The 20,995-nt window shown below is 61.0% G+C and carries 23 protein-coding genes and 1 CRISPR repeat array; of the genes, 8 read left to right on the forward strand and 15 right to left on the reverse strand.

Going from position 1 to position 20,995, the window contains the following annotated elements:
• Positions 1-2 precede the first annotated feature (2 nt).
• Positions 3-572, forward strand: coding sequence for an NUDIX domain-containing protein (locus MRUB_RS07425; RefSeq protein WP_013013727.1), 570 nt, complete (start codon positions 3-5; stop codon positions 570-572).
• Here the strand turns inward: MRUB_RS07425 and MRUB_RS07430 are convergent.
• The gene (locus MRUB_RS07430; protein WP_013013728.1) at positions 559-1,359 is read right to left on the reverse strand and encodes a DNA adenine methylase; all 801 of its coding nucleotides are present in this window, start codon (positions 1,357-1,359) and stop codon (positions 559-561) included. The genes MRUB_RS07425 and MRUB_RS07430 overlap by 14 nt on opposite strands.
• Positions 1,360-1,367: 8 nt before the next feature.
• A complete protein-coding gene (locus MRUB_RS07435; protein ID WP_013013729.1) occupies positions 1,368-1,775 on the reverse strand; it encodes a PD-(D/E)XK nuclease superfamily protein in 408 nt (135 codons plus the stop codon).
• 155 nt (positions 1,776-1,930) lie between these two features.
• On the opposite strand from MRUB_RS07435, the gene MRUB_RS07440 reads away from it, so the two are divergent.
• The 3 genes from MRUB_RS07440 to MRUB_RS07450 all read left to right on the forward strand — a co-directional run bounded on the left by MRUB_RS07440 (position 1,931) and on the right by MRUB_RS07450 (position 5,466).
• Positions 1,931-4,222, forward strand: coding sequence for a 3-hydroxyacyl-CoA dehydrogenase/enoyl-CoA hydratase family protein (locus MRUB_RS07440; protein WP_013013730.1), 2,292 nt, complete (start codon positions 1,931-1,933; stop codon positions 4,220-4,222).
• An 89-nt stretch (positions 4,223-4,311) separates the two neighbouring features.
• Positions 4,312-4,914 (forward strand): tetratricopeptide repeat protein, encoded by a 603-nt coding sequence (locus MRUB_RS07445; RefSeq protein ID WP_235438190.1) that lies wholly within the window; start codon positions 4,312-4,314, stop codon positions 4,912-4,914.
• A 69-nt stretch (positions 4,915-4,983) separates the two neighbouring features.
• Positions 4,984-5,466 carry a TlpA family protein disulfide reductase gene (locus tag MRUB_RS07450; protein ID WP_015586933.1) on the forward strand — a complete coding sequence of 161 codons (483 nt, stop codon included), beginning with the start codon at positions 4,984-4,986 and terminating at the stop codon, positions 5,464-5,466.
• A gap of 7 nt (positions 5,467-5,473) precedes the next feature.
• On the opposite strand, the gene MRUB_RS07455 is transcribed toward MRUB_RS07450, so the two are convergent.
• On the reverse strand, positions 5,474-5,854 hold the full coding sequence (locus MRUB_RS07455) for a Fur family transcriptional regulator (protein WP_015586932.1): 381 nt from the start codon (positions 5,852-5,854) through the stop codon (positions 5,474-5,476).
• A gap of 219 nt (positions 5,855-6,073) precedes the next feature.
• On the opposite strand from MRUB_RS07455, the gene MRUB_RS07460 reads away from it, so the two are divergent.
• Both MRUB_RS07460 and MRUB_RS07465 read left to right on the forward strand, forming a co-directional pair.
• Positions 6,074-6,970 carry a metal ABC transporter substrate-binding protein gene (locus tag MRUB_RS07460; protein WP_013013734.1) on the forward strand — a complete coding sequence of 299 codons (897 nt, stop codon included), beginning with the start codon at positions 6,074-6,076 and terminating at the stop codon, positions 6,968-6,970.
• Positions 6,971-7,153: 183 nt separating this feature from the next.
• Positions 7,154-7,417 (forward strand): hypothetical protein, encoded by a 264-nt coding sequence (locus tag MRUB_RS07465; RefSeq protein ID WP_013013735.1) that lies wholly within the window; start codon positions 7,154-7,156, stop codon positions 7,415-7,417.
• Between the two features lie 24 nt (positions 7,418-7,441).
• On the opposite strand, the gene MRUB_RS07470 is transcribed toward MRUB_RS07465, so the two are convergent.
• Positions 7,442-8,500, reverse strand: coding sequence for an N-acetylmuramoyl-L-alanine amidase family protein (locus MRUB_RS07470; protein WP_013013736.1), 1,059 nt, complete (start codon positions 8,498-8,500; stop codon positions 7,442-7,444).
• Between the two features lie 111 nt (positions 8,501-8,611).
• Here MRUB_RS07470 and MRUB_RS07475 point away from each other — a divergent pair, with 111 nt between their 5' ends.
• A complete protein-coding gene (locus MRUB_RS07475) occupies positions 8,612-9,049 on the forward strand; it encodes an FKBP-type peptidyl-prolyl cis-trans isomerase (RefSeq protein WP_015586930.1) in 438 nt (145 codons plus the stop codon).
• On the opposite strand, the gene MRUB_RS07480 is transcribed toward MRUB_RS07475, so the two are convergent.
• The gene (locus tag MRUB_RS07480) at positions 9,046-10,083 is read right to left on the reverse strand and encodes a YibE/F family protein (RefSeq protein WP_013013738.1); all 1,038 of its coding nucleotides are present in this window, start codon (positions 10,081-10,083) and stop codon (positions 9,046-9,048) included. The genes MRUB_RS07475 and MRUB_RS07480 overlap by 4 nt on opposite strands.
• 100 nt (positions 10,084-10,183) lie before the next feature.
• Here MRUB_RS07480 and MRUB_RS07485 point away from each other — a divergent pair, with 100 nt between their 5' ends.
• On the forward strand, positions 10,184-10,738 hold the full coding sequence (locus MRUB_RS07485; protein ID WP_013013739.1) for a YIP1 family protein: 555 nt from the start codon (positions 10,184-10,186) through the stop codon (positions 10,736-10,738).
• A gap of 197 nt (positions 10,739-10,935) precedes the next feature.
• A CRISPR array of direct repeats spans positions 10,936-11,840; the repeat unit is 37 nt; unit sequence GTTTCAATCCTCACTCGAGCTATCGCCCGAGTGCAAC.
• 201 nt (positions 11,841-12,041) lie between these two features.
• Here MRUB_RS07485 and cas2 read toward each other — a convergent pair.
• The 10 genes from cas2 to cmr1 are packed head-to-tail and all read right to left on the reverse strand — an operon-like array spanning position 12,042 to position 20,994.
• On the reverse strand, positions 12,042-12,341 hold the full coding sequence (cas2, locus tag MRUB_RS07490; protein WP_013013740.1) for a CRISPR-associated endonuclease Cas2: 300 nt from the start codon (positions 12,339-12,341) through the stop codon (positions 12,042-12,044).
• A gap of 2 nt (positions 12,342-12,343) precedes the next feature.
• On the reverse strand, positions 12,344-13,363 hold the full coding sequence (gene cas1c, locus MRUB_RS07495) for a type I-C CRISPR-associated endonuclease Cas1c (protein ID WP_013013741.1): 1,020 nt from the start codon (positions 13,361-13,363) through the stop codon (positions 12,344-12,346).
• The gene (gene cas4, locus MRUB_RS07500; RefSeq protein WP_013013742.1) at positions 13,360-14,016 is read right to left on the reverse strand and encodes a CRISPR-associated protein Cas4; all 657 of its coding nucleotides are present in this window, start codon (positions 14,014-14,016) and stop codon (positions 13,360-13,362) included. The genes cas1c and cas4 overlap by 4 nt, the downstream gene beginning before the upstream one ends.
• 36 nt (positions 14,017-14,052) lie before the next feature.
• Positions 14,053-15,117, reverse strand: coding sequence for a putative CRISPR-associated protein (locus tag MRUB_RS07505; RefSeq protein ID WP_013013743.1), 1,065 nt, complete (start codon positions 15,115-15,117; stop codon positions 14,053-14,055).
• Positions 15,114-16,076, reverse strand: coding sequence for a type III-B CRISPR module RAMP protein Cmr6 (gene cmr6 / locus MRUB_RS07510; protein WP_013013744.1), 963 nt, complete (start codon positions 16,074-16,076; stop codon positions 15,114-15,116). Before cmr6 ends, MRUB_RS07505 begins: the two co-directional genes overlap by 4 nt.
• A complete protein-coding gene (gene cmr5, locus MRUB_RS07515) occupies positions 16,063-16,455 on the reverse strand; it encodes a type III-B CRISPR module-associated protein Cmr5 (RefSeq protein WP_013013745.1) in 393 nt (130 codons plus the stop codon). Before cmr5 ends, cmr6 begins: the two co-directional genes overlap by 14 nt.
• A gap of 2 nt (positions 16,456-16,457) precedes the next feature.
• On the reverse strand, positions 16,458-17,195 hold the full coding sequence (gene cmr4, locus MRUB_RS07520) for a type III-B CRISPR module RAMP protein Cmr4 (RefSeq protein ID WP_013013746.1): 738 nt from the start codon (positions 17,193-17,195) through the stop codon (positions 16,458-16,460).
• On the reverse strand, positions 17,185-18,315 hold the full coding sequence (cmr3, locus tag MRUB_RS07525; protein WP_013013747.1) for a type III-B CRISPR module-associated protein Cmr3: 1,131 nt from the start codon (positions 18,313-18,315) through the stop codon (positions 17,185-17,187). Before cmr3 ends, cmr4 begins: the two co-directional genes overlap by 11 nt.
• Positions 18,308-19,774, reverse strand: coding sequence for a type III-B CRISPR-associated protein Cas10/Cmr2 (cas10, locus tag MRUB_RS07530; RefSeq protein ID WP_013013748.1), 1,467 nt, complete (start codon positions 19,772-19,774; stop codon positions 18,308-18,310). Before cas10 ends, cmr3 begins: the two co-directional genes overlap by 8 nt.
• Entirely contained in the window at positions 19,771-20,994 is a 1,224-nt protein-coding gene (gene cmr1, locus MRUB_RS07535) for a type III-B CRISPR module RAMP protein Cmr1 (protein WP_013013749.1), read from the reverse strand. The genes cas10 and cmr1 overlap by 4 nt, the downstream gene beginning before the upstream one ends.
• Position 20,995: the final 1 nt, after the last annotated feature.

Genomic DNA, 20,995 nt, shown 5'->3' on the forward strand with positions numbered 1-20,995 from the left:
GCATGGAACAGGTGTATGTGCTTCCGGCCTCGGTGTTTCCAGCGGCCCAGGCTTCCCTCATCCCGCTCGAGGCCGCGCTCTTACGGAGAATTGAGCAGGAGGGGTTTTTCCTCAAGCGCCCCCAGGCCGAGGAAGACCCCACCCACCGCCAGATCATCCCCTATGCGGTGGTGCGCCACCGGGGCCGGTTTTTCCTGATGCGCCGCACCAAAGGCGGGGCCGAGGCCCGGCTCCACAACCGGTACACCCTGGGCGTGGGCGGGCACATCAACCCCGAAGATGTGGGCGGCAACCCGGTCTTGGATGGGCTGCGCCGCGAACTTCTGGAAGAGGTGGGCGTTCGGGCCTACACCGCGCAGCCCGTGGGCTTCATCGTTATGGCCGACAGCCCGGTGAGCCGGGTGCACGCGGGCGTGGTGTTTGTGGTAGAGGCGGAAGACGAACCGCGGGTGATGGAAGCGGAGAAGCTCGAGGGCCGCCTGGCCTCGCTGGAAGAGGTGCAGCAGGTGTACGAGGGGCTCGAGGGCTGGTCGAAGGTGGTGGTGGACTGGCTCAGGGCTAGATGTTTTTGAAAGCCAGAATCTCGAGGGCATCTTGGCGGTTTCCGTCACAACTGATACGGCGGGGCGCTGGCAGGACGATGATTGCATAGCCCGCTTTGGTGTAGAGTTCGTGAATTCGATCGGTGAGTTGGTTGGAAATTATCACGGGGCCGCGATGCTTTTCTAGGTACTCCACCAAACGAACCTGATCATTCCAGGAAAACCCTCCCGGACTGTACTGCGTGAATTCAACGTCATAAGGCGGATCGGCGTACACGAAAGCGTCGGGGTCAATTGCAAGTTCGCTGAAGTCGCCGGTCTTAAACTCCCAGTCGCGGAAAACTTCTCTGTAGCCTGAGAAATCGGTCTGGTAGTTGACCGTCTTATACTTTCCAAACGGCACATTAAACTCACCCGAAGCGTTGAAGCGACACAGCCCGTTGTAGCCCGTTCGGTTGAGATAGTAGAACAGCGCCGCCGCTTCAGCAGTATTGGCTCTTTTCTCACGTATGAGCTGATTGAAACGCTTGCGATAGTCTAGATAGAATTCCCGCTCGTAAACCATTGGTATCGAAATTTGCAGCCCACGTCGAACCCACTGATAAAAGTTGATCAGATGAGGGTTGCTATCGTTCAGCAGAGCTGATTTAGGTCTCAGGCCCAAAGTGACCCCCATTCCGCCAACAAAGGGTTCGACGAAAAGCCGGTCACGGTGTTTAGACCAGTGCGGCTGGAGGTGTTTCACCAGCCAGCGTTTCCCTCCAGCCCACTTGAGCAGCGGAGGCAGGTCAGCCCTAAAAAGCGGTTCGGCTACCATTGGTCACCTCATTCTCTACAAAAAAACCGCTTGAACCAAAGATCGGCATATTCCTCGCGCACGAACCCCTCAACCATAGCCCAGCGTTCGTAGGATTGGCGAAAGCCTGCCCCGGAAAACACAACGATGGAATGAACACCCAACAAACGGTCTCGTTTGGCTTCCTCAAGGGCCCGAAACAGCTTGTCTTCTGCCGAGCCACTGGTTTTTTGTTCTTTACACTCAATATAGAGGTAGGGTTTGAGTTCACCGTTCTCCTTTCGCAAAACGGCAATATCTACCCTTCTACCGGTTTCTCGAATGGCACTTCCCAATGGAGAGAGGTATTCCTCTTGCACTACATAATCGTTCAGTCCACAGTTTTTTAGGATTTGCTCCAGTAAAAACTTGATTCGCTCACGTAGGCTTGCGGACATACCAAGAGTTTATGATAGGAACCATTATCTGACCAGATCATCTGAAGAAGACAGAACCGAACCTGCTAGACTTGGCTATCCGGTTGTTATAAACTTTGACTCGGTATAAAAATAGCTAACCCAAAGCTATAACCCTTTTTCGCCTGGAGGACAGAATGCGAATCAAGAAGATCGGTGTGGTGGGTTCGGGGACGATGGGCGGTGCGATTGCCGCGCTGGCGGCCTCGGCGGGGGTGCCGGTGGTGATGCTGGACATTCCCGGCCAGGAAGACAAGCTCGAGCTGGTCAAAAAAGGCCTCGAGCGCCAGCTCAAGAGCAAGCCGGCTAGCTTCATGGACAAAAGCCGGGCCTCCTTAATCGAGCTGGGCACCACCGACGAGCTGGAAAAACTCAAAGACTGCGACTGGATCGTGGAGGTCATCATCGAGAAGCCGGAGCCCAAGCAGGCTTTGTTCGCCCGGATCGAGGCCCTGGGCACCCAGGCCATCGTGAGCTCCAACACCTCCGGCATCCCCATGAAAACCCTGCTGGAGGGGCGGGGTGAGGCCTTCCGCAAGCGCTTTTTGGGCACGCACTTCTTCGCCCCGGTGCGCTACCTGCACCTGCTGGAACTGATTCCCACCCCCGAGACCGACCCGGCGGTGCTCGAGACCATGCGCCGCTTTGGCGAGCGCATTCTGGGTAAGGGCACGGTCATCTGCAAAGACGCCCCCGGCTTCATCGCCAACCGGCTGGGGGTGTTTGGGATGGCCCAGGCCATGCGCCTGATGATGTCGGAGGGCCTCACCATCGACGAGGTGGACGCCCTCACCGGCCCGCTGGTGGGTCGCCCCAAGAGCGCCACCTTCCGTACCGGCGACATCTCCGGTCTGGACGTGCTCAAGCTGGTCTCCACCGAGCTTTCGCACACCACCGGCGAGGACTTCCGTATGCCCGACTGGGTAGAGAGCCTCATCCAGCAGGGCCACCTGGGCGAGAAAACCGGGGCTGGCTTCTACAAAAAGGTGGGCAAGGACATCTACACCTACGACTACACCAGCGGCGAGTACAAGCCCCAGCAGAAACTGCGCCTGGATGAAATCGCCGCCATCAAAGACCTGCCCCTCAACGAGCGCTTGAAGCGGGTGGGCGACCTGCCCGGCAAGTACGGGGCTTTTGCCCGCAAGCTGTTTTTGTACAACGCCCACTACGCCCTCGAGAAAGCCCAGGAAATCGCCTACGACATCGTCTCGGTAGACCGGGCGCTGGAGTGGGGCTTCGCCTGGGAGCAGGGCCCCTTCAAGAACATGGACGCGGTGGGCCTGGACTACCTGCGCAAGGGCTTCGCTGAGCTGGGCCTGCCCGAGCCCGAGCTGCTCAAAAAAGCCCAGGGCAGCTTCTACAAAGACGGCCACTACCTGGGCTTCGATGGGCAGTACCACCCCATCCCGGCGGAAGAGGGGGTGATCCGACTGCAAACGGTTAAGCAGGCCGGCAAGACCCTGCTGGAAGGGAAGGAGTACGCCCTGCTCGACCTGGGCGATGGGGTGGCCCTCTTCGAGAACCGGGCCAAGATGGGCACCTGGGGGGACGGCTCCATCTCCGGGCTGCACAAAGCCCTGGACTGGGTGGAGGCCAACGGCTATGCGGGGCTGGTGATCGGGCACGAAGACCCCCGCACCTTTAGCGCCGGGGCCAACCTGGCGCTGGTGCTGATGGCCGCCCAGGAGGGGGCCTGGGACGACCTCGAGCTAGCCACCCGCCGCTTCCAGCAGACCTCCATGCGCCTGCGCCGCTCACCCTTCCCGGTGGTGGCCGCGCCCTTCGGCCTGACCCTGGGTGGCGGGGCCGAGTTCAGCCTGCACAGCAGCGCCATTCAGGCCCACGCCGAGCTTTACATGGGCCTGGTCGAGACCGGGGTGGGCCTGCTGCCCGGTGGGGGCGGCACCAAGGAGATGCTTTTCCGCTTCACCCAGGAGCTTGCGGCCTATGGGCCCGAGATTGACCTGTTCGAAGGGGTCAAGCGGGCCTTCCAGATGATCATGCTGGCCCAGACCAGCACCAGCGCCCTCGAGGCCCGCAACATGGGCTTTTTGCGCCCGAGCGACGGTATCAGCATGAACCGCGACCGCCTGATCGCCGACGCCAAGCGCCGGGTGCTCTTCATGGCCCCCGACTTCGTGCCACAACCCCCCATGAAGGTGCGGGCCCTGGGCAAGGAGGCGCTGGGCAACCTGCACTACGCCCTGTGGCAGTTCCAGGAAGCCAAACAGGCCAGCGAGCACGACGTGGTGGTGGGCAAAGCCGTGGCCTACGTCCTGTGCGGTGGCGACGGGCCGGCCCGCGAGGTAACCGAGCAGGACATCCTGGATCTGGAACGCGAAGGCTTCCTCAAACTCCTGGGCACCAAGAAAACCCAGGAGCGCATCGCCCATACCCTCAAGACCGGCAAACCTCTGAGAAACTAAGCACCCAACCGATGGCAGTCCGGGCCCCGCTCGAGTGCAAAAATCACCGGTGGGGCCCGGTGGTCTTGCTAGGGTGGGCCTTGGGGGGGATGATTCGGGGAATGGCCCAGCTCGACGCCGTCAAGGGAGTTGCACAGGCGCTCAAGCACCTGGAAAGGGGAGAAGCTGCGCAGGCCCTGCGAGTGCTCGATAAAGTTTCCTGGGCAGATCTGGGCTGGCCGGATTACTGGCGGGTGCGGGCCGAGGCTTTTTTGCTGCTGGGGGAGGCCAGACGGGCGGCCAAGTGCGCCGAGGAAGGTTTGCACGAGGCCCCGGATAACCTCGAGCTGCTTGTGGTGTACATTCGTGCTTTGCTGCAAGCGCAGGACTACCACAAGGCCCAGGAGGCGCTGAACCACGCGTCGCAGCTATTTCCGCAGAGCCTCGAGCTCCAGCAGTTGGCCGAGACCCTTGCACAGCACGAAACAGCTAGCCACCCCCTGCCCCCTTCGCCAATGGAAGCCTGGCGCCAGCCCAAAAACCGGCCCTCGAGGAAGCCACTGTTTGATGAGGCCGAGGCCCGGGCCATCCGCCGGGCTTTCCAAACCCCTGCCTATAAGCCGAGAAACCGGCCAGGTTTTGTGCTCCGGGCCTTTTTGTGCCTGCTGCTGGGCCTGGGCTTGTACTGGCTCTGGGCGCGAAACCCTGGCTGAGACCGGGGATCACACCCAATGTGGGCTGTGATTCGTAGGATGCCGGCAGGATTTCGTATGCTGTTGTGGATGCGTCGCTGGATCTGGTTTGTTCTGCCCCTGATCGGACTGGTAGGGTGGTGGTTGCTTCAGCCTAAACCAACTGCTGCGCCGGAGGCTTTACCCTCCGCAACCCTGCAGCGGCTGGACGGCCCGGCCGTCCAACTGTCCGACTTTAAAGGCAAGCCCATCGTGCTCAACGCCTGGGCCACCTGGTGCGGCCCTTGCCGGCGCGAGATGCCGCTCCTGGTGGAGGCCGCACGCGCCCACCCGGGGATCCAGTTTATTTTTCTGAACATCAGCGATGGCCCGGAGGCCGTAAAGGCTTTCCAGCGGGAACTCAAGCTGCAAATCCCCAACGTGCTGCTGGACCCCGAAGCCACACTCAGCGATCCCTTGCGCATTCAGGGCTTGCCAGTGACCCTGTTTTACAACGCCGAGGGCGTGCTGGTGAACCGCCACATCGGCGAGATAAAAGCTGAGACGCTCGAGGCCCTGCTCAAAGCCTTGTAGCCGCGGGCTAGGGGTGGGGATCAAGGCACTGGGTGCACCGGCCATATAGCACAATTTCGTGGCGCTCGGTTTTGAAGCCCTGGGGCGCCATAAACGAGAAGTCCCCTGGACAGCCCTCGAGCTCGAAGACCTTGCCACAGCGTGTGCAATGGAAGTGATGGTGGTGTTTTTTGCCAGATAGCTCGTAGCGCGGGGCCTCACCGGGGAGTTCAACCGGGATCGCGCTGCCCTCTTCGACCAAACCCTTCAGGGTGCGATAGACGGTTGCGATGCCCAGGCCGGGCACCTTGTGCCGGGCGGCCTCGAGCACCTCGGAGGGGGAGAGCGGTCGGTTGAGCTCTTGCATCACCTGACGGATGGCCTGCCGCTGGCGTGTGGAGCGCTCCATACTCTTCAGCATAGCAGATGGGCCTCTTGACATAATGATAATGGGTTATCATTATGAATGCGGTGCAGCAGAGGCTTCATAAAGCCGGCCTGCGGTTTAACTTGGGACTATCTTTGTGAAATGCTGGAAATACCCTGAAAAGCGGATGGTAAAGAAAACGCCGTCTTTCGCTTGGGAGGGGTAGAAGGCTGCCCACCTGAAGACGCGAGGAGGTTATGCATGCGAAGTATGGTTTGGACAGGGGTTGTGCTGGTTCTGGGCCTTGGCATCGCCCAGGCTAACACCCTTTCAATCTCGGCGACCACAGGTTTTTTGGCCGACATGGTGCGGAATGTGGGGGGCAGCCGGGTCTCGGTTGTGCAGGTGGTGCCCGATGGCAGCGATCCCCACAGCTTTGAGCCACGCCCCTCGGTGGTGCGGGCCATTGCCGGTTCCAGGGTTTTGTTTGCCAACGGCCTTTTCCTCGAGCCGTTTTTAGAGAAGCTCGAGGCCCAGCTTCCGGCCGGTGCCCGCGTGGTTAAGCTGGCCGAAGGGATGCCGAACCTGATCGAGGTGGCCGAAAATGGGCCCCACCAGGAAGCCGAGCATGCCCATGACCACGGTGCTTACGACCCCCACCTCTGGCTCGACCCCACCTATGGGCTAAGGTACGTAGAAAAGATACGCGATGCCCTGATAGCCCTGGATCCTGCCGGGCGGGCCATCTATACCCAGAATGCGGCCCGCTATATTCAGCGGATTCGCCAGGTCGACGCCGAGGTACAGCGCTGCCTGGCGGCCATACCTCAGGCCCGGCGCAAGCTGGTTTCGCAGCACGAATCGCTCAGCTACTTTAACCGCTACTACCGCCTCGAAAGCCTGGGCAGCATCGCCGACTTTGTCGGTCAGGAACGGGGCCCAGCCAGCCTGGCCCGGCTGGCCCAGGTAATGAAAAGAGAAGGTGTGCGGGTGATATTTGTCGAGCCTCAGTTTTCACAAAGCCAGGCGCGCTCTTTGGCCGAGGCCACCGGGGCCCGCATCGTGCGCATCTACTCCGATGCCTTCGACCGTGCGGTTGACTCCTACCTCGAGCTGATACAGGCCAACGGTCAGGCTATTTGCACGGCCTTCAAGTAAAGGTATGCGGCCCAATCCCCTCAATGTGCAGTTCTGGCTATGGGGCCAGGATGTGCTGGCGGGCTACCTCGAGGCCTTTGGTTTTAGGAGATACCCCAATGCCAGCGGCCAAGGCTCGAGCCTCTACCGCAAGGGGCCGGTAGGGCTCCACTCGAGCACGGCCTGGCTGGGTATCGCCCAGGGGTGCTGGTCTATAAGCGGCCGGTCGAAGGCTTTTTTCTGCTCGAGGATGACCAGTCCATGCCGCTTCTGCCCGAACAGGCTCGACCGGTGGATCGGGTCTGGGGCCTCGAGGTGCTGCGCTCTTTTGTGGTGGGCTACGAGACCTGGGTTTGGCTCTACGCAGGCCCTGCCTATCGGAAGATGCTGCTAGGGAACCTGCCCTCTATGCTGCGGGGCGATCGGGCTGCTTGGGAGCGCTGGTTGCTGCCGGATGATGGGAGGTAAGCGCGGATGGCCGTTCTACCCTGTTTAGCGCTGGGCGTTCCCGTTGTTCAAAAATGCCACGATGCCTCCTGCCAAACCCCTAGCCAACTGGTCCCGATAGGTACTGGTGGCCAGCCTTTTGCCCTCGGTGGGGTGATTGACAAAGCCGATTTCCACCAGGATGGCGGGGATGCGGGCATTGCGAATTACGTAGAAGGGGGCGGTCTGCACCCCGCGGCTTACCGCACCGGTCTCGCGCACCATGGCCTGCAGGGTTTTGAGGGCGAGCTGTTCGGAAAACTTGAGGTTGGCCTGGGCCAGCAGGTCGCGCATGAGCCGCTGGGCCACACTGCGGGCTTCCTGGGTCAGACGCTGCCCGAGGGAGCCCCCACCGTTTTCCAGGATGGCCTTGGACAGAAGCCGCTGGTCGATGGTCTCGCCAAAGTAGTACACTTCGATGCCCTGGGCGGCCCGCCCGGATGCGTTGGCGTGAATGGAGACGAACAGGGTGCGCTTGCTGTCGGCCATGGCAGCCCGCAGCCCCAGGTCGGCGACCTTGTCGGCCGACAGGTGTTGGTCTGTGCTGCGGGTGAGAAGAACCCGGATGCCCCGGGCCTCGAGCAGCCGCTTGGTGCGGAGGGCCACATCGAGCACCACCTCTTCTTCGCGCACGAACCCTATGGCCCCAGGGTCAACGCCCCCGTGGCCGGGGTCGAGCACCACCACTGGGGTGGGCGGGCCGGCCCTGGGGCGGGGTTGCACGCCGGTGTTGCTGCGCACCTCCAGCACCAAACGCCGGGGATCGGCCAGCTCCATGGTTCGATGATTTGTACCGGGCTTGAGGGTCACCACATAAACCGTGCCACCTGGGTTGGGGGTGGCTCGGTAGCCCACCACCTGGGGCGTGTTAAGCAAGGCCCGCAGGCTGCGGGATGGGGTGCCCTGGAAGCGGATGGAGAGCTCGTTCCCCTGGCGACTCAGGCTAAATTTCGCTGTATTGGGGAGGCTGAATACCAGCCTTGTGAGGCCGTTTTCACTGCCCACTCGAGGTTGGGCCAAACCCAAAGAGACCAAACCTATAATCAGAGCAAAAATACACCGCATCTAACGGGATTTTAGCGCTTTGCCACAGGATACGATAGCCCCAGAGGCCTTTTTTCAAAAGAAACCCTGAATGCTAGGAGGCGGACAATGCAGGTAGACAATACAAGTGTTGTGAAACTGGAGTACCAACTGTGGGTGGATGGGCGCAAGCTCGAGGGCACCGAAGGTCAGCCCACAACCATCCTGATGGGCCACGCACCCGAGTTACCCCCGGGCCTCGAGGCCAATCTTTTGGGCAAGATGCCAGGAAGCTATCAGATTTTCCTGCCTCCGGAGCCTTACAACCCAGACCTGCGCACGATTGTGCCGGCTGCCGATTTACCCGAGCCTCCGCGGTTGGGCGCTGGCTATGGCGGAGAAAGCCCCGATGGTCGGTGGCTGCTGTACCGCGTGGTGCACATTGACGGGGAGCAGGTTACACTCGATGCCAACCCACCCCTGGCAGGGAAGGCCCTGGAGTACCGCCTGATTATTCATAGCGTGCGGCCCGCAACACCCGAGGAGCTCGAGCACGGCCATGTTCACGGTGAGGGGGGTGTGCAACACTAGGCCCCAGGCCACCTGCGCTCGATGTAGTCGAGTTTGCGCCCTCGTAGCAGCCATGCCGCCACCAGGGTGGTGAGGGGAACAGCAAGCACCAGGGCCAGCGAACCCACCAGCATAGTTACGATTTCCGCGGCGAAGGTCTCGTTGTTGAAGAGTATAGCCAGAGGAACATCACTCTGACCGATCAGCAGCAGCAGCGGAAGGCTACCAGCCGCATAGGCCAGCACCAGGGTGTTGACCAGGCTGCCAATGTGATCAAAACCCACCGCCATGCCCCTCGAGTAAAGCTCCCGCACGCTATAACGCGGGTTGGCCTGCACCAGGGCCTGCACAACGGCGGCCTGTGTGACCGTTACATCGTTGAGGGCACCCAAAGCGCCCACCACCACCCCCGCCAGGTATAACGAGATTAAATCCAGATTCCCCCCAAGCTGGAATCGAGCCAAAAAAGCCTCCTCTGAAGTGAGGCCTGTGAACTGCATCCATTCGGTCAGCAGCGTGGCAAGCACCAGGGCGACCAGCGCAGCCATGGTGGTACCGATCAGCGCTGCGGAGGTTTTGCGGTTGATGCCGTGCACAAAGTAGATGGAAAGCGCCAAAATGCCGAATGCTCCCAGAAAGGTAACCAGTAGCGGGTTGCTGCCTGCGGCAATTTGAGGCACCACCACGTAAGCCAAAACGCCCATGCTGGCTGCCGTGCCCAGCAGACCTCGCAAGCCTTTGCCGCGCCCCAATGCAATGGTGACAAGCACAAACAATCCAAGCAAAGCCCACAGGTAATGCAGACGATAAGGCTCTGTAAGATAGGTTTTTCCGTCAGCCTGGTAGACCACCACCAACTGCCCAATGCGAAAGTCGATGCCGTCTGTGGGCATCTCGGCTTGTACTACTTGATTGCCTATACGTACCGTTGCGCGCTCTTGATCCAGGGCTACGATGCGAGCAATCGCGTAGATGCCAGCCGAGCCTGTTTGCGGGTGGGTACTCTGAGCCCAGGCCAGACTCAAAGATAACAGGAGGGCAATAAATAGACGCATGGCTCTAATCCTATTGGGCAACGAGATGAGAGGGAAATGACGAGCATTTGAAATTTCGTAGTACACTACAGTGGAAGCTGTAAGCCTAAGGGGGGATACCATGAACACCGCGCCATCCATTACCGATACCTTGACAAATATGTTCAACCAGAGCATCCAGGTTATTAGTAAGCCCAGCGTTGCAACCTTTGAACAATTTGAAAACAAGGGAACCCTTCGAGAAGCTGTTATCTATGTGTTGACCGCTGGCATCATCGTAGGGCTGCTGAATTGGGGGGGAGGTTTTGGAGGTTTTCTGAGTGGAATTATCGTTACCATTATTGGGTTTCTGGTGTTTACCTATCTGGTGCACTATGTCGGTAAGTCCCAGGGAGGAACCGGAACACTAGACAATGTGGCCTATACTTTTGCGCTATTTTGGGTGCCCATCAGCGTTTTGACTGCGGTGCTAAACCTAGTTCTAATCGTCACTCTAATCGGCATCCTATTAATTCCCTTACTGATGATCGCATCTCTGGTTGTTGACGTGTATTTTGCCTACCTGGCTGTGCAGTCGAGTATGAACCTGCGCGAAAGTGGAAAAATTTGGATTACCCTGGCCGCAGCTTTTGTGGGTACTTTGGCTATTACCTTTGTTGTTGCGGTTATTCTTTGATAGTTGAACCACTTATATAGGACTTTCTTCACCTACCCAAAGACGTTCAATTCAGACATAAATAATGCATCCCACTTATAGTGGGTGCTTCTAAAGACGCTTGTGAGTTCCCCTCCCTAGCTCACAAGCGTTTTTGGCTTAAGCTTCGCCCGAGTGCAACGAGGCGGCGCTGTGGCAACTCAGACTGGTGGAAACCCGTTTCAATCCTCACTCGAGCTATCGCCCGAGTGCAACCTTATAATAGGTGCATCTTTATGATGATACCAAGGTTTCAATCCTCACTCGAGCTATCGCCCGAGTGCAACGAATTCCTCGGCTACCTCGGGAGCCGCAACGCCGGCGTTTCAATCCTCACTCGAGCTATCGCCCGAGTGCAACGGGGCTTGCGGAGGACGGACGCGCTCGCCTTTGTGTTTCAATCCTCACTCGAGCTATCGCCCGAGTGCAACATGCGCGTTGTTTCCCGTAATGCGTGAGGTAACGTTGGTTTCAATCCTCACTCGAGCTATCGCCCGAGTGCAACACACGGGCGAGGCCATGGAAACTGCCCGGGCGATCGTTTCAATCCTCACTCGAGCTATCGCCCGAGTGCAACATAGAGGCTCTACGAGCAGCGGGCTATACGCATAGTTTCAATCCTCACTCGAGCTATCGCCCGAGTGCAACTGGCGCTCAAAATTGTCGCTCTGCTGCTCAGCAGGTTTCAATCCTCACTCGAGCTATCGCCCGAGTGCAACGCGCGGGCACATTGATGTTAGCGGTGAACGGCTGGCTGGTTTCAATCCTCACTCGAGCTATCGCCCGAGTGCAACGGGGCCTTTTGGGCCCAGCGCTAGTGCCAGAGTAGGTTTCAATCCTCACTCGAGCTATCGCCCGAGTGCAACATTGCCGGCAGAAGTAAATGGTATGTATATAGTGTATAGTTTCAATCCTCACTCGAGCTATCGCCCGAGTGCAACAGAGAGTGTCTGCATATTGAGCTACTGCTGCCTCGTTTCAATCCTCACTCGAGCTATCGCCCGAGTGCAACGTTGCAGGGGATATCCAGGACATTGCAGTTTGTTTGTTTCAATCCTCACTCGAGCTATCGCCCGAGTGCAACAGCCTCATTCTAGCGTGCGTGCAGGACGGGGTTCAAGAGGCCGTTTGCGCGAACCCCCCCAAAAAAGCTTCCGACGCAGGGTGGGGGAAGGTGGAGGGAAAGCGGGTTTTCAATGTCCCCTAGCCAGTTTCTCGGCTTGCGCGAACCCCCCTGGGTTTTGGCACTTGCTTGGGGTTCGCGCAAAGCAAGTGCCAGGGTGGCTTAGACCACCAGTGGATCGTCAAAATCAGTGTACCTGTCCTGACCGTGCACGCGCAAACAACGCTCGCGACCACCGGGCAGGGTGTAGATGCGCAGGCTGTCTTTGTCCGGGTCGATCACTTTGAGCAGCTTGGCCTCCATGTCTTCTAGCTGGGCCCGCGAGACGCGGCACTCGAAGACCGACATCTGCACCCGCTGACCGAAGTTTTTGCAAATCTTGGCAACACGGGCCAGGCGCGCCTGACCGTCTGCGGAGGTCACGTTTACGTCGTAGGTCACCAGAATGTCTAGCCGTTCCATGCCTATCGCCCCACAAAAGGTAGGTACTGCGGAAGGTCGCCCCGCAAATAGCGGGCCAGCAAGCGGGCCTGGATGTGCGGTAGCAACCCCACCGGTACAGGCTCTTTGAATAGCGGATGCTGTACGGTCTCCAGGCGGCGCGTCTGGAAGGCCACAATTACTGCCTTTCGGCCCTCCTCGTTCAGCAAAACGGCCCCACCGGGACGTACTTCAAAGTGCTCGGGGGCTAGCTGCTTGCGATTCAGAAGCGACAGGGCCAGCCGGTCGGCCCACCAGGCCCGGAACTCTTCCAGCAGATCGAGTGCCAGCGCATGGCGTCCAGGGCGAAGGGCGTGCAAGAAACCGGCCTGGGGGTCGAGCCCCACCCCCTCGAGCGCCGCGGTGCACTGGGTGGTGAGCAGGGCATACACAAAGCTGAGCAGGGCATTCACCGGGTCGCGCGGGGGGCGTTTGTTGCGGCCATCGAAGCGGAACTCGCCCGAGAGCAAAAGGTCGCCAAAGGCCGCAAAGTAGGCGCTGGCCGCGCCGCCCTCGAGGCCCCGCACCTCGTCCAACGAGCGGGCTTGCGGAAGCTGGCGCAGCGCGGCTTCGTGCTCGTAGAGGGCCAGGGCCAGGGCCTCGGTTTCGCCGCGCTCCCGCACCGCCCGCTGCAACACCAGGCGGGCGTTTTTGAGCTTGCCCTCTACAAAGCGCTGGGCCAGGTAGAGGCTGCTCGATGGGTTGTCCAGCGCGCGGTACTGGGCCTGCCGCAGCAGCACATTGCCCGAAACCGGGCCCGCGAGCCGCCCCTGGAAGCGGCCCGACTCGCTGAACCAGGTGACCTCGAGGCCGTCCTGGGCGCAGCGGTGCAGCAGGTAAGGCGAAACCAGCACGTTGCCAAACAGTGCCAGCCCTCCTAGGTGGTGCAGGGGTACGTTGCGTAGGGTTACGTCTTCGTGCTCAATGCGCAGGGTGTCGCCCTCGAGGCGCAAATACACGCCCTGGGTTTGTATGTAAAGGGTGTTCAATACCTCGCTGTTCATGACCATTGTTGGTTTCGCCAAGCCCTTAGCGCTTGCGGCACCTCGGGCATACATACCCCCAAGAGAGAACAGTGTTTGCAGCGTTCGTCGGCAGCCGGAGGGGGCAGGCGCTCCTGCTGCAACAGCTTGCGCAGCGCGCTGATGGTGGCGAGGGTGGCCGCGCGCAGCTCGGGGGTAAACTGCACCACCCGGCGGCGCTGGCTCGATTTGCTGAACAGCGCCCCCTCCATCACGCTCTGGCCGAACATCTCTTCCAGGCACAGAGCCTGGGCGCATAGCTGCACCTCGGCGGCTTTGCGGGCCAGCTCGCGGGGCCAGCGCTTGCTTACCTTGTACTCCACCGGGTAGGGCACGCCCTCCACAAACTCCACCACATCGGCCCGGCCCGTAAGCCCCAGCCGCTCCGACCACAAGGGCAGAGCCCGTTCCACCCAGACCCCCTCGCGCAGCAAGCCCTGCGGAATGTCTACGTTCTCGTGGGCGCGCGTACCGCGCAGGGTGAACTCGTTGTCCTCCCACTCGCCCTCGAGCAGAATCAGGGCCGCCCGGCGGGGGCAGTAGGTGTACTGGGCCAGGGCGCTTAGGGGTAGGGGCTCCTGGGGCTGGGAGGGCGCTGGAACTATTTCTGGGAATATATCATCCAGTTCATCCATAAAATCCCCCTCAAACACGCTGACCTGCCGGGTTGCCTAGCCTTCCCAGGGTTCAAAGTCGTCTTCGGAATAGTTACTCCAGTAAAAGCCTTCCCGACACATCTTGTCGTACTCGGGGCCGTGGCGGGTCAGGGCAAACACATAAAGCTTGCCGTCTTTCTCGACATAAAAAAGCCGCTCGTCCACCTGGCCTTTGGGATAGCCCAGGGCATCGCCTCTGCCGCTTTTGAATTCGCTGAGGGCTGCGCGGTTGGGTAAGCGCAGACGCTGTAGTAGCTTGTGGTAGCGCTCCTGGGTGGCGGGTTCAAACTTTTCAAGTTCTCGCCGGACCAGTCTGTAAAGGTAGATGGGCACACCCTGGGCTTGCTCGAGCTCATTCTTGAAGGCTTCCAGGTAAGCTTCGCCCAGTGGCGACAGGCCAAGGTATACCTGTCCCTCAAACTCAAACTCCTCGAGAAGCACCTGGGCCTCTTCGGGGAGCAAAGCGGCTCTGGACTCTGCCTCCACTTTAGGCCGCAGCCCAGCTTCTCCCGCACTCAGCCAATCGAAAAAATCGGCGTACCAGACAAAAAGGCTGCTATCCCAGCCGATGGGTGTAGGTGGGAGGATGGCAATTTCCTTGAACTGTTCGTGAATGTAGCAGACTGGAACCTTGAAGGCCAACCCCAGAACTGTGGCGTAGGAGATTTCAGCCTTGAAGCCTCCTGTGGCGTTGATGATAACCTCCCTTTGTCTTTTGGCTGCTTTGCGAATCTCTCCGGCCAGGGTGCGAACGAAGTTTTTCAGGCCAAAGTCCACAAAGCCCTTTGCCTCGTAAGCCAGGCCCCCTATCTCAACCAATCCACAGGGTACGTTGGCTTGCAGGAAATATTGCTGCAGCAAATGCGCTGCCTTACGGCCTTCCTCGGTGGCACTATACAACAAGATGATCTCGTCTCCAGCCTGCAAAATGCGCGAAAGGGAGTTGGTCTCAGCACAGGCCTTTTTGGGATCCGCCTGCAGGTAGTTCAGAATGTCCTGATCAGTAGGATTATCCTTGATAGCTTTCTTAGCGTTCGTAAGCAGGCTGGTGCCTACGGTGGTGAGGATGACGGTGCTCACGTATGCTCTCCCAATAACTGCTCTATTTCGGCGTGCTGGGGGTTTTTGCTGGGGTTCCACACCCTCCACTCTTGCAGGTGCTTACGGATGGCCTCGAGGGTGGGCTTGCGCAAAGGGGCGGGCTGATCGCGCAGCTCCTGGAGGAAGAAATTCAGCTCGCCGCGCTCGTTGTTGGGCTTGATTTTTTCGATTCGGGCTTTGTAACCCTGGTACAGTTCCTCGCCCAGCTCGGCCTGGCTTTTGGGCTTGGGGGGCAGCTTGACCTCGAAATACCCATAGCCCGCGTTGGTCTTGCCCCCCAGGCCCAGGTGCTCCAGCCCCCATCGCAAGATTTCCGCTGCGGTGTACAGCCAGTCCGTGGCGTTGTCCGAGGAACTCGAGAGCGCCAGGCAAAACTTGGTTCCCGGCTTCACGCTCAGAAAACCCACCGGGTTGGGGTCGTCGAAGTCGGTGGGCCAGCGCTGGCCGCCGCTGTAGTAGTCTGGGTGGTGCACGGTGATGACGTCTTTCTGGAAGGGCTGACGGCTGCTGGGGTCTAGCCAGCCGTCCCAGTAGACCAGGTGCGCGGCCTTCTGGGTTGTGCCGAGCAGAATCTCTTGCTGGTGCTCGTCCAGGCCGTAGTGCCGCGCGGCCCGAGCCATCAGGCCCTTGAGGGCGCTGCCCGGAAGGTAGGGCGTGCCGTAGGTGTGGTGAATGCTCAGGCCGTTTTCAATCGGGCTGGCGTTGCCCAGGCCGATAGCCAGGGGGGTGCGGGTGGTGGCCTCGAGGAAAACCGCGCCGCTCAGGGCCGCTTTCCAGCGCTCAAAGGCGCTTTTGTAAACCTCTGCAATGGGCCTGGCAGCAATTGCGTCCAGCAGCGCTCGAGCCGCCTGCTTGCTGGCATCGTGCTCCTTGAGGTATCTGTACAGCGCCAGCCCGGCATGATTGGGGGGCTCGAGCAGAAGCCTAGCGGCCCTCATCGTCGCCTCCTGTCTCGACCTTCAGGACGCTTTTGGCAAAGCGCTTGAAGTAGACCCAGGCCTCCAGCACCCGCCGGGTGTGGTGCATGTAGACCGTGGTGGGGGCCTGATGCAAATGCGCCAGCAGGTCGCCCTCTACCTCGAGGATGGCCCCGAGGTGCTCGAGCAGCTTCTGGTGGGCCCGGGCCCGCGGGCCTTCGCCGCTGGCCTTGTCGGCGCTAAAGGCCACCGCCTGGCAAAGCCCGCTTTGCAGCACCATCACCGGGAAGCTGTGGCACAGGCCGCCGTAGATTCGCTTGAGCTCGGGGTCGGCCTGCTCCAGGCTGCTCACCAGCTCCAGGGCCCGCTTCATATCCTTCTGGTTGCGGGTTTGGGGCATGGCTACACACCCCCCAGCACCCGCAGCAAGCCACGCCCCACGCTGGCCTCGCCCCCTATCTGCAGGTAGGGGCGCCGGTGCAGCTCGGCGAAGTGTGCTGCGTCTTTGGCGAGGGCAAAGCTCGAGAAAACGGCCTCGGCGGGGATGGCCTCCTCATACCACAAAGCCCCGCTGGCGACGGTTTTACTTGCGCTCTCGAGGCGCACCCGTGCGATGACCTCGAGGCCGGTCTGGCAAAAGTAGCTAAACACATCGTTGCTCACCAGGGCCAGGCGCTCCATCAGGTCTGGCTCCTCTTTTCCAAACAACAGCCCGCTGATGGCCTTAGCCAGCGCTTCAGAGGAGCCTTTTACCTTCAGGTCGATGTCTTCCAGAATCACCTGGTTGTTGTACTGGATGGCGCTCCCGGCCAGGGCTTCGGCATCGCGCTGCCAGCGCTGGAGCACCAGCGGGCAGGTGATGAGCGCGAAGGTTCCAGCATAAGAACGCACCGGCAGCAGCAGCAGACGGGCATCGGTGAGGGTAAGCTCGCCCATCTGCTCCAACGAACCAAAGATCTTATTGGCCGCCTCATCCGCGCGCCCATCGCGCAGCACCCCCTTGAGGCTGCTGGCGGGAATCAGCGGAAAGCCTGTGGCTGCTTCGCGGGCCACCGGCAGGTCAATCACCGAGCCCGAAACCTGCCCGGTACCGGGATGCACCGGGGTCAGGGCCTGTAAGAAAAACGCCTTAGTCTGCATAACTTCCCACCCCCCACAGGGCAAGGCCAAAACCGTCCTTGCGGTCTTGCTCGTTGTCCGAGACCGGGCGCAACCAGCTTTCCAGCACCGCGCTGGGATCGCCCTCCAGCAGCTCGAAGAAGTAGACGCTGCCCGCGGGCACCATCCAGCGCACCGGCTTGGGTCGGTTGTTGCGCAGGCTCCAGCCCGAGACCGGCTCCCGCCGCCCCACCGCTGCGGCCACCAGCCGCAGCCTGACCTTGGCCAGCCCCCGGGGCAGGTGCTGTTCACCCGGCTTTTTCAACCACCCGGGCTTCCAGCCGTCTTCGAACAGGGCCGGCGTGGCTAAAACCATGCGGATTAGCTGGCCCTTGGCAAGCCCGGCAAAGGCTTTCTGGATACTTTCGGGGCAGTCCCACCAGTAGCGCGAAAGCTCCTCGCGCACCCGCAGCGCCACCGGTCGCGACTCGCCGCCCAGGAACCCCAGTAGCTGGGGGGTGTGCCCCTCAGGGAGGGAGGCCCGGGCCCGCAGGGTATAGGGGATGTACCGCCCATTCTGCACCTGCTCGAGGGCGCGGTAGCTCACGCTAAAGAGCTGACCTTCCTGGGCCTTGCCCTTGGATGGATCCATCGCCACATGGATGCGCTGTTCGGCGGGCGGGCCCGCCACCCGCTCGGGCAGCACAGTTTCCCCTAGCAGCCAGCGTTTCATATCGCCCTGCCGCCAGAGGGTATAGCCGGGCTGGGGTTTGACATCCTCGCTCACCCGCAGCGGCATCAGACCTTCCGGCAGGTTGCACCCACCCACGGGCTGGAAGGGTTGCAGGCGCATGACCCTATCCTGGTGGTCTTTTCGGTAGACAAGGGCATCGCGCGGGGCAGGCAGGATAATTTCCTCACCACAGGCCAGCAAAGGGCCATAAATGGGCAAACCATGAAGGTTTTGTAGATACTGGTAATCGCTCCAATTGGCCTTCTGGGCAAAACCGACCTGGGCGCGCACAAAACCGGCCACCGTGCTGGGTAAGGGCAGGGGCAGGCTTTGCGCGGCCGTCTCGGTTCCATCGGCGGCACTGAAGGGCCTTCCATCGCGCCAAAACTGGGGGGTGAGGGCTTGAATTTCCAGAACACGTTCAGGCACGGCCAACCTCCGTTTGGTTTTCGGTTTTTACACCGCTTAGAAAACGAGCAACAACCAGCTCTTTGGCGTAATCGAGCAAATCCTGGCGGGATTCGAACAGGGGCAGCTTCAGGCCCTTGCGCTCCTTACGCCCCAGGATGCGCTCGGCCTCGGCTTGCAGGTAGGCCACGTTCATATCGTCCTGCCACTCCCGGGCCAGCTCGAGCAGCTCGTAGGCCAGGCCCTGGGTGAGATCGCCCTGCTCGAACGACTGCAGTAGCTCACGCCAGCGCAGCCTGTCCCAGGGGCGCACCACGGTAATGGGTGCTCCACCTCGAGTGTGCAGGGCCACCGCCAGGGCGTTACGCCCCCCATCCTTGGCCGCTTTTTCGGCGTCTCGAGCGTTTTGCAGCGATTGGGAGAGCGGCTGACGGTAGTGCACCACCGCTATCCCTGCCGAGAGGGTGCCGCGCACCCGGTGACGGAAGCTCTCGGAGAGTTCTTGCCCGCAGGCAATGGCCCGGTTCACCGGCAAAAAGGCCAGCACATCGTCGCCGCCGGAGTAGACCATAAAGCCGTGGTGCTTCCCAACAATCCTCTGGGCTTCGTGGGCGAAGTCGTCGAGTGTTTTGGAAAGTGCGCGGTGGGCTTCGGGGTTATCTTGCCGGCTAATCAGCTCGCCCATGCGGTCGCCGTCGGCCACCAGGATGGCGAAGTAGGGCTGGGGTTCTGTGATGTGGTCGTCGTCCTCGCCCCAGCGGTCTTCGGGCTGGACTTTGGGGTTTTGGGCCCGGCGGGCCATGGTGCGGGTGTCCACCACTGTCTGGTACATGCTCACGCCATAGCAGCGCTTGAGCAGCGAGATGGCGTCGAGGTGCTCGGTGGGCTTGATGCGCAGGGGGCGGTGGGCGCCGTCGGGCAGACGAAGGGTGGCCTCACCCCACATGCGGGGATCAATCACCGCTGCGCGGGAGGGGTCGAGGGGCGATTTGGGTATACCCTCGTCGTTTTGCTGGGTGGGGGCAAACTCGCGCAGGGCCTTGCGTCCGGCCAGCAGACGCTCCACGCTCTGCCGGGCCTGGGGGTAGTTGTTTTCCAGCGGAACCCAGGCCGCGTAGAACTCGAGGAAGCTTTCAAGCTGAAGCTGCGCCCTGCCCTGGTCAATTTGCTTCCGGTATCGCTCCGGGAGGCCGTCCATGGCTTCCTGCCAAAGCTGCTTTAGCTTTTCCTGAGCGGCTTTGCGGGCCCCCTCGGCCAACTGCTGAGGGTCGTCGGTCACCTCGGCCAGAATTTTGTTGGCCCCATCGGCTTCCTGGTCAGATGGGAAGATGAGCCCGGCGTTTTGCTCGGCCAGATACCGGGCCACCACCCGGCTTAGTTCCTGCAAAATCTGCGAACCGGCGTAGAGGTCGGCGGTGCGCCGGGCCGCGGCGATGAAGTCCTGTACGGGGCCGATGGAGATAGAGAGCAGGTGGGTCACAGGGGCACCTCCTGGGTAAAACCCTGCATATGGGCCGCTTTGCGAACGGCCTCGAGGGGATTGTCGGCCTCGAGCGCCTCCAGCACGGGGTCGGCGTCGGGGATATAAAGTGCAAGCTCCTGGCCGCCAATTTTGATGCGCTCGGGCGGTGGGGCCTTGAGCAACACCACCGCGGGCCGCACACTGCCATCGGCAAAGGCAATGGGTTTCAGGATGATGGGCGAGGCCATGCGCTTACCCTGGGCGTGCTGGGCCTCGAGGGTACCGCTAAAGCTATTCCCCAGGCGCTGGTAGACGATGGGCAGGCCCAGGTACGGCTTTACCAGGGCGATCTGCGTCTGGCTGGGCCTCAGGGCCAGTAGGGTTTTATGGTCGTGCCACTTGCCCCCGGCCATGGGCGTGTACGCCATGGTTTTGTCCGTCTGGGGGTCTTTTACGAAGTGCCCTTTGCGCAAACGCGTCCAGAATTGGCCCAGCTCACGCCAGGCCGCATGGCCCTTGTAGGGGTCGGTGTTGCTGGGTTTGCGGGGCTGACCCAGACAAATTACCGCACCGGCAAGCGTGGTGTGCGGGGGGTTCTCTGCAGGCTGCTGGGCGAACCAGGCCCTGAGCTGCTCGGGGTTGGCCGGTAGCCAGTTTTGCAGGTCGTTTACAGCCTCGAGCGCCCCCACCCCCCGCCTGGTGCGAGCACCTATGCCACCAAACGCAATCCAGGCCCGGAGGGCACGGCGCAGGTGCTCCTTTTCGGGGTCGGGCAGGTTGGGGGTGAGCTCGAGGGTAAACTCCACCCACCGGAGCCCGCTGGCCTCCTCGAGGCCCTCGCTTCTATTCGGATTAAAAGGGTGCAGAAAGAAGCGCTCCATCGGCCCGGTTCTGGCGGTGCCCTTGTCCCCAACCAGATCCGAAGGCTTGACGGCATCCCCCGTTTTCTGCTCGAGCACACGCAGCGCCACCTTCCCATACCGCTGGGCGCTGCCCCAGATCGCCTCTTCAGCTTTGAACAGCTCCCCTGGGGTGGCATACTGCGCCCCTGCCGTAGCCCGCCACCAGAAACGCAGGTGGCCGCGCACGCTGGCTGCCCGCACCGGGTGCTCAGGGTCTACCTGACGCGGTGTGGCGCTGCTGCCGAACAGGGGGGTGATGGTGCGCAGCCTAAGCGTCCAGGTTTCCAGGGCCGGCGCTTTGAGCTGTGGGGGTGGAATCGGAACCGTCCTGGGCATG

Origin of the sequence: Meiothermus ruber DSM 1279 (genome assembly GCF_000024425.1) — a bacterium.
Lineage (GTDB): Bacteria > Deinococcota > Deinococci > Deinococcales > Thermaceae > Meiothermus > Meiothermus ruber.